The organism is Longimicrobiaceae bacterium (genome assembly GCA_035696245.1).
Lineage (GTDB): Bacteria > Gemmatimonadota > Gemmatimonadetes > Longimicrobiales > Longimicrobiaceae > DASRQW01.
Window position 1 is genome coordinate 1 of sequence record DASRQW010000542.1, and the last position, 7,383, is coordinate 7,383.

The 7,383-nt window shown below is 73.3% G+C and carries 4 protein-coding genes; all 4 read right to left on the minus strand.

What is annotated here, in order from left to right; translation table 11 throughout:
* Positions 1 to 187 (minus strand): thiamine pyrophosphate-binding protein (locus tag VFE05_24045; protein HET6233169.1); only part of this gene is annotated, 187 nt, incomplete at its 3' end.
* Between the two features lie 357 nt (positions 188 to 544).
* Positions 545 to 5,119: an invasin domain 3-containing protein gene (locus tag VFE05_24050; protein ID HET6233170.1), complete on the minus strand. Its 4,575-nt coding sequence runs from the start codon at positions 5,117 to 5,119 to the stop codon at positions 545 to 547.
* A 70-nt stretch (positions 5,120 to 5,189) separates the two neighbouring features.
* Positions 5,190 to 5,717: a hypothetical protein gene (locus tag VFE05_24055; protein ID HET6233171.1), complete on the minus strand. Its 528-nt coding sequence runs from the start codon at positions 5,715 to 5,717 to the stop codon at positions 5,190 to 5,192.
* An 859-nt stretch (positions 5,718 to 6,576) separates the two neighbouring features.
* Positions 6,577 to 7,383 (minus strand): BBE domain-containing protein (locus VFE05_24060; protein HET6233172.1); only part of this gene is annotated, 807 nt, incomplete at its 5' end.

Genomic DNA, 7,383 nt, shown 5'->3' on the forward strand with positions numbered 1-7,383 from the left:
GGGCGCAGGCCATCAGTCCCGCGATCTCCTCGTGCGCGACCTGCACGAAGTCCACGGCACCCTCCGCGCGCCGCATTGCGCCCAGGATGCCGTTGATGCCGTCGCCGGGATAGCCGTAGATGCGGCGCACGCCCCAGCGCCCGAGCCGCTCGATCAGGAAGTCCGCGGTCGTCTTCTTCTCGCCCATCTCGCACCCCGCTTCCGGTCCGCACGCGCCCATCCCGGGCGGCGGCGCGCGGTCGCACGATCCGCGCCCTCGGGGGGCTCACGGTGCGGGCTCACCGCGCAGGCGCGCGGAGCCGTCGCACTCCGCGGACGGGGCGTGCGAGGACCGGCGGGACGCGCCGTCGGACGGCATCGACCGGCTTCGGAAGCGGTTTGGCCGGATGCGGAACGGGTGGACGCGGGACGGGAGATGTGGATCGGATGATCCGCATCTCCCGTCTGCTGTTTGGTGGATGTTGGGGGAAGGTGGCCCCCTCCCCCGGCCCCTCCCCCAAAACTGCCTGGGGGAGGGGAGTTTGGGTGTCGCGTCAGCGGGTCTTCAGGGGAGGGTGCAGGTGGAGAAGCCGGTGGTGGCGGCGGTGAGGGCGGTGCCACCGGCGGCGGGGTTGAGGGCGTCGACGTAGGCCTCGACGGCCGGGGAGTCGGTGACGGCCATGGCGTGGACGGCGAAGACGAAGGGCGCGGTGCGGCCGAGGGCGATGCCGGACGCGGTGCCGCTGCCCGCGCCGGTGTTGCCGGAGGCGCGGAGGCAGACGGAGGGGGCGCCGCCAGTCGCGCCGTCGTGCGCCACGACGATGCCGGAGACGTTCGCGCCCAGCGGGACGGCGACGACGTTGCCGATGACCTTGACGCGCAGGTCGGCCGCGCTGGCGCCGCCCGCCGCCACGTCGATGCCCGGCCCGCCGGTGGCGCTGACGTGGTTGGCGGAGACGTCGGCCGTGAGCTGCGGCGCGTCGGCGAGGGACGTGGCGGAGTCGGCGGCGAGGGCGATGCCGGGGCCGTTCGCGGCGATCACGGAGTTGCCGGTAACGCTCGCCGTGGCCGTGGCCCCGGCGCCGCGCACCTCCACGCGGATGCCGGCGCCCGCCACGTTGCCCACCGGCTCGGTGGGCGTGCCGTTGTCGTCGATCTTCCAGCCCGCCTGGCCCGCGCCGCGCAGCGTGGCCACGATGCCGTCGCCGCCGGTGAGGGCCGCCGGGCCGCTGCCGCCCACGGTGTTGCGCAGGACGGAGACCGCGTCGGTGGCGCTGCCGGGCGTGCCCCACGTGCCCGCCGGGCCGCCGGGGTTGCCGAAGCGCGTCTCGATGCCGGAGCCGGACGGGAAGCCGGTCACGGTGTTGTCCGAGATGCTCGCCCGAACGATGCCCGACACGCCGCCGGCCGAGCCGAAGCCCAGCAGCCGGATGCCCGAGCCGTGCGACGAAGCTGCGCCCGCGGCGCTCACCACGGAGTTGTCCGAGATGCCGGCCGAGGTGATGGTGCCGGAGTAGTTGGCGATGTCGATGCCGTGGATCCACGCGTTCGTGAGCGTGTTGCCGGTGATGACGACCGCGCCGGACAGGTTGCTCTGCGTGCCCGCGCCCGCCGCGCCGAAGCCGATGCTGGAGCCGTCGGCCCCGTGCGCCGTCCCGGAGCCGTCGATCAGCCCGGCGGTGAAGGTGAAGCCGGCCACGCCCGTGCCGCCCACGCCGCTGCCGCCGGTGGCGAGGATGCGGACGTGCGAGAACGACGGCGACGCGGTGTTCGACAGGGAGATGCCCGGCCCGGAGGTGTTCTGGATCGTCCCACCGGTGCAAGCGGAGGTGACGGTGATGCACGTCCCGCCATCTCCCGTGACCGTGAGCCCGCCCGCGGAGCCGGTGTTGGAGAGCACGATGCCGCTGGCCGCGCCGCTCGCCGAGACGCTGCGGAAGGTGAGCCCCGCGGCGCCGATGCTCACGCCCTGCACGTTCAGCGCGGTGCCGCCCACGGCGTGGATGTCGTTGTGCGCGCCGGTGACGGTGAGGGTGCCGCCGCCCACCGCGTTCAGGGCGATGCCCGACGAGGTGAGGTTCAGCGAGTCCGCGAACGAGACGGCGGTGCCGGAGTTGGACAGCAGGTTCACCGCGTTCGCGCTGAGCGTGCTGAGCACCACAGACGGGCCGGTGAAGCGCACCGCGCCGCCGGTGTTGAACGCCACGGTGATGCCGCCGTTGCCGTTGTTGGCCTTGAGCAGCGTGCCCGCGTAGGTGAAGTCCGGCGCGCTGCTGCGCACGGTCACGGCCTCGTTCACCGGGTGCGAGATGGACGTGCCCGCGCCGAAGGCGAAGGTCCCGCCGGACCCGTGGTCCACGTCGATGCCGGCGTCGCCGCCGTTCAGCGTGGTCGTGCCGTCGAAGTGGTACGCGCCGTCCGCGTTGTCGAACTGGAGCCCGTTCCCGTTCGTCGCGGAGAGCGTCCCCGTCTGGAACGTGAGCGTGCCCGTGTGCCCGCCGGTGACGCTCACCAGCGGCGCGTCGTTCGTCTGCGAGGCGCTTCCGTCGTACGTGAAGAGCGCGCTGCCCCCCGCGAAGTCGAACGCCGCGCCCGCGGAGCCGGTGACGGAGCCCGCGCTGATGCCCAGGTTGCCGCTGATGGCCGAGAGGCGGATGCCCGTGGTCGCGCTGCCCGCCGAGCTGGCAGACGAGAGCAGTCCGATGATCTCGCCGTCCGCCAGGTCGATGGCGGGGCCGCCGTTCGCGCTCACCGTCAGGTCGCCCCCGCCGATGGTCGCGTTGTTGAAGCTGCCGCCGACGATGCCCGCGCCGTTCGACGTCGTGATCGACAGGCCGCGGACGACGAGCGCCCCCGTGCCCGCGCCGAGCCTCACGGCCGAGCCGGCAGACGTGCGGCTGATGGTGGACGCGACGCCGGTGGATGCGAGCAGCGTCACGGGCGAGACGGTGAGGTGCGCGGAGCCGGAGAGCGTCCGCACGATGCTAGCGGGGATGCCCTGGCCGAGGAGCGCCTGCCCGGACTGGAGCGTGATCGAGTCGGTGAGCGCGCTCGCCGCGTTGAGGACGAGGATGCTGTCGCCCGCGGCGGACTGCGCTTCCGCCTGGGCGAGGGTGCCGAACGGGGTGGCCGCCCGCCCATCTCCCGACGCGCCTGCCTGGACGTACCACACGCGGTCCGGCACGCTGACGACGACGAGGCCGGTGCCGGTGCCGCCACGCGCGTCGGTGAGCGTGTAGGTGACGCTGTCAGTTCCCGTGAAGCCCGCGGCGCTCAGGTACGTGAGCCCGCCCGCAGCCGTGAACGTCGCGCTGCCGCCGTTCGCCGTCGCCTTCGTCTCCGCCGTGACGGCGAAGGCGTCGCCGTCCGCGTCTGCGTCGTTGCCCAGCAGGCCGGTGGCCGTGACGGTCACGTTGCCGACGGCGGTGAGGTCGTCTTCCCCGCCCGCCGGCAGCGTGTTGCCGAAGCCGGTGAAGGTGGTGGATGCGGCGCCCGAGGTGACGGTGAGCGTGTTCGCCCCCGCGCCCAGGATCCAGCTCCCCACCGTCGCCACGCCGGACGCGTCGGACGTCTGCGTCCCGCCCGTGACGCTCCCGCCGGGGGTGAGGGTGGAGAAGACGACGCTGGCGCCGGAGACCGGGTTGCCGTGCACGTCCTCCACCCGAACGCTGGGCGCGATCGCCGCTGGATCGCCCGCGGTAACAGCGGCGCCGTCGCCCGCCAGCCTGACCAGCGTGGCCGGGCCGGCGGCGGTGAACGTGACCGTCGCCGTGTCGCCGATGTCGGTGCCGTTCAGCGTGCCGGAGACGAGCACGGGGCCGAACACGGTGTGCTTCAGATACGCGGTGTACGTCCCGTCCGCGTTGTCCGTGACGGGAGAGAGCGTGCCCGCGGTGGACGAGAGGACGACCGCGGCGCCGCCGGTGGTGATGGCGAACCCGCCCGCGCTCTTCACCTGCACCGTGAGGAGCGCGCTGTCCCCCGCGGCGACGGTGGCCGGGGCGGGCGTGATGGTCGTCGTCGCGGCGGAGGCGGTGCGGACCACGATGATCGCGTGGCCGGAGCGGGTGCCCGCGGTCGCGGTGACGGTGTCCACGCCGTCGCCCGTGGCCGTGACGAGGCCGGCCGCATCCACCGTCGCGACGGCGGAGCTGGAGGTCGTCCACGTGATCGTCTCGCCGGAGATGACGGTGCCGGTCGCGGTGCGGACCACGCCAGAGAGCTGCACGGTGCCGCCCGCGCTGAGCGTGTCGGCGGCGGGGGTCACGTCCACGTAGCCCTGCGGGAACTGCACGGCGGCGGCGACGAGCACCTTGAAGGTGAAGCTCGTGGCCCCCGGTCCCACCTCGAACTGCCACGTCTTCGCGGCAGACGTCTGGTTGTGCGCCAGCACCTGCGGATACTCGAAGTACGGCTGCGGCGAGCCGCTGGTGTAGATCTTCGCGCCGTCGGCGTTGTGCACGTCCACTAGGCCGGTGGGAATGCCCACTGGACCCAGGAAGAAGAAGACGCGCACCTTGTCGGCATCCAGCGTGACGCCGTCGGTCGTCCCCAGCGGCTGCGCGATGAGGTTCTTCACCGTCACGTCGGTGCTGAAGATGCCGGTGCCCGCGTTGAAGCTGGTGTTGGTGTTCGCCAGCAGCACGTTGGTCCCCTGCCCGCCGATGATCAGGTGGTCCGCCCCGCCCGCGTCCGCCGTCTCGGGCACGCACGACACGCTGGGGGCCGCCACGTCCGCCGTGCAGACCAGGCGCTGGATGCCGCCGGGCGCCCCTCCGCCGCTGCCCGTGCCGCCCACCGCCTTGCCAACCGCGTACTGCGACATGTCGCGCCCCGCCGCGTAGCCGGCGATCACCAGCGCGTCCATGGCGGTCACGCGGCCGTTGCCGTCCACGTCCGCCACGGGCAGGCTGTACCCGGCCGGCAGCTCCTTCCCGACCACGCGGGCGATGACCGCCAGCGCGTCGAGCAGCGTCACCTGGCCGTCGCCGTTCACGTCGCCCCACAGCGCCGGGGCGGCGTTCGCCGGCGCGGCGGGCGGGGGAGCGGCGGGCGCGGCGGTCTGCGCGGCGGCGGGGAGCGCGAGGGCGGCGAGCGCCGGGAGCAGGGTCGCGAGGCGGGCGAAAGCGCTGCGGTGCATGTTCGGCGGCGGGTGCGGGAGATGGAGTGCCGCGGGGCGCGGCGGAGAGCCGGCCCCGTTGTTCGCGCGGCTAGTGTCCTGACGTGGCGAAGAAGGGCGCGCCCGGCGCCACCTGGGCCGTGAGGTCGGCCAGGTCGCCGGCGCCCACCACCTCCTCCACCTTCACCCCGAACGCGCCTCGCCCGAAGTCCCCGTGCGTGGTGAAGCGCATGGCCAGCACGGGCACGTCGCCCACGCCGTCCACCGCGGCGCCCGCGAAGCGCACGTGGCCGGGCGACGCCTCGTTCGTCGCGCCGATGATCCCCGGCGGCAGGTCGGTGTGGTCCAGCGTCAGGAGATGCGGATCGTACGTGAGCTCGCCCTGGTAGCTGGCGAGCGACGGCGACGTCTGCACGCGCTTCAGGTAGAGCTCCACCTGCGCCGCGCCGCCCGTGCGGCTCGCGACGGAGACCAGCGGGTAGATGCCGCGCGCCAGGCCGGCGGGCAGCCCGTCGCCGCCGCGCACGGGGGCGGTGGCGTCCTGGCACGCCGCGGCCAGCACGACCGCACTGCCGATGAGGAGCGCGCGGGCGAGGCTTCGCGGGCGGGAGCGGGTCATGGGGGCCTTCCACGGATCGCGGGTGGGGTGGAGCGCCGGCCCCGGCAGACGGCCGGGCGGCAGGCAGCCGGTCGTGCCTGGCGACGGTCGCGTGCGTTCTCAGGTGGGGCGCGAGCGCGGGACCGAGCGGCCGGGAGAAGGCCGCATCAAGGAGACGCGCGGCGGAAGTCGCGTGCCTCCGCCCGTTTCCGCGCACCGCCATGCGATTCCGCGCATGCGTGCGCTGGAAGCTGTGGCGGGTCCGCAACGATCTGCGTGTTCCCGGTGCTGTAACTCCGCAACGGTTCGCCGGTTTCCCACCTGATGTTTTCCGCCCGCGCGGAAATGGCGCAAAGAGCGTCCGTAAATGGAGATGCGCCGCGTTTGCACGGCCCGGCGATGCGCGCGGGAGGGGCGGATCGGACCGACAGCGACCGTGCGGGGGATTCGGTGCAGCGGATGGATGGTGGGTTGGGCGAGGGAGGGTGCCCCCTCCCCCAGCCCCTCCCCCAAAACTGCCTGGGGGAGGGGAGCTAGACCACGGTGATGGTGAGGTTTACGCGCGATGCGGGCCTCGGGTTGGGAGGCGTTCGCGGAACGGCGGCGCGGATCGCGATCATATCGAATGCACACCGACTACGGCGGAGAAGGAATTCTTCTCGCGCTAAACCCTTCCCCTACAAGCAGTTCTCCCCTCTCCCGCTTGCGGGGGAGGGGCCGGGGGAGGGGGCACCCTTCCGCAGCGAAACATCTACCGAAACGCGCCGTTCGCCCGCGTTTCCGAATACGAAGCGGGGCGGACGATGCCGATCCCCCGGCATCTCCCGCCCCGCATCTACCGAATCCACCCAGCTAACGACCCGTCCCGCGACCTCCGGCGTCAAGCATCGGCGGCCGGGGGGATGTTGTGGTTGGTGCGGAAGAGGTTGCCGGGGTCGTAGCGGCGCTTCACCTCCATGAGGCGGGGATAGTTCACGCCGTACGCGGCCGCCACGCGGTCGCCCTCGTCTTCGGTGAGGAAGTTCATGTACGCGCCACCGGTGGCGAACGGCGCGGAGTTCCGGAACAGCTCGCGCGCCCAGCCGATGCAGGCGCCGTCCGCCGCCGGGTCTTCCCAGCGCCCGTGCACGTTCATCACGAACTGCGCGTCGCGGTGCGCGTACGCGGTGGCGCGCGCGGGCACCCGGCTGGCCGCGCCGCCCAGCAGCGCGAAGGCGATCTCGGTCTGCGGGTCGGGGATGCGGCGCGCGGCGTCCACCAGCACGTCGATGAGGCCGTCGCTCAGCTCGGCGAAGTCGTGCGACTTCCAGTAGTTGCGCATGCCCGGCGTGAGCAGCGGGTCCAGCACCGTCTGCCACGCGGTGTACTGCGTGGGCCCCACCACGTCCGCGATGGGGTCGCCGAACGCGCGCAGCGGGCGGGACAGCGCCTCGCCGTCCTTGACCGGGCCGGCGTAGCACATGGCGAGCGCCAGGATCTCGCGGCCGTGCCACTCGGGCGCCAGGAAGGGCAGCGGCGGCGCCTTGCGCATCACGAACCAGCACACCAGCTCCTCCGGCGCGTCCTTGATGAAATCGCGGTAGAAGCGCAGCACGGCGGGCGCCTCGGCCAGCGGGTGGATCACCAGGCCGGCCAGCACCTCGGGCCCCACCGGGTGCAGGCGGAACTCGAACGAGGTGACCACGCC

Excerpts from the sequence above, each read along its gene's own strand:
- VFE05_24050 (HET6233170.1), bottom strand. The coding sequence starts at position 5,119 with ATGCACCGCAGCGCTTTCGCCCGCCTCGCGACCCTGCTCCCGGCGCTC.
- VFE05_24055 (HET6233171.1), bottom strand. The coding sequence starts at position 5,717 with ATGACCCGCTCCCGCCCGCGAAGCCTCGCCCGCGCGCTCCTCATCGGC.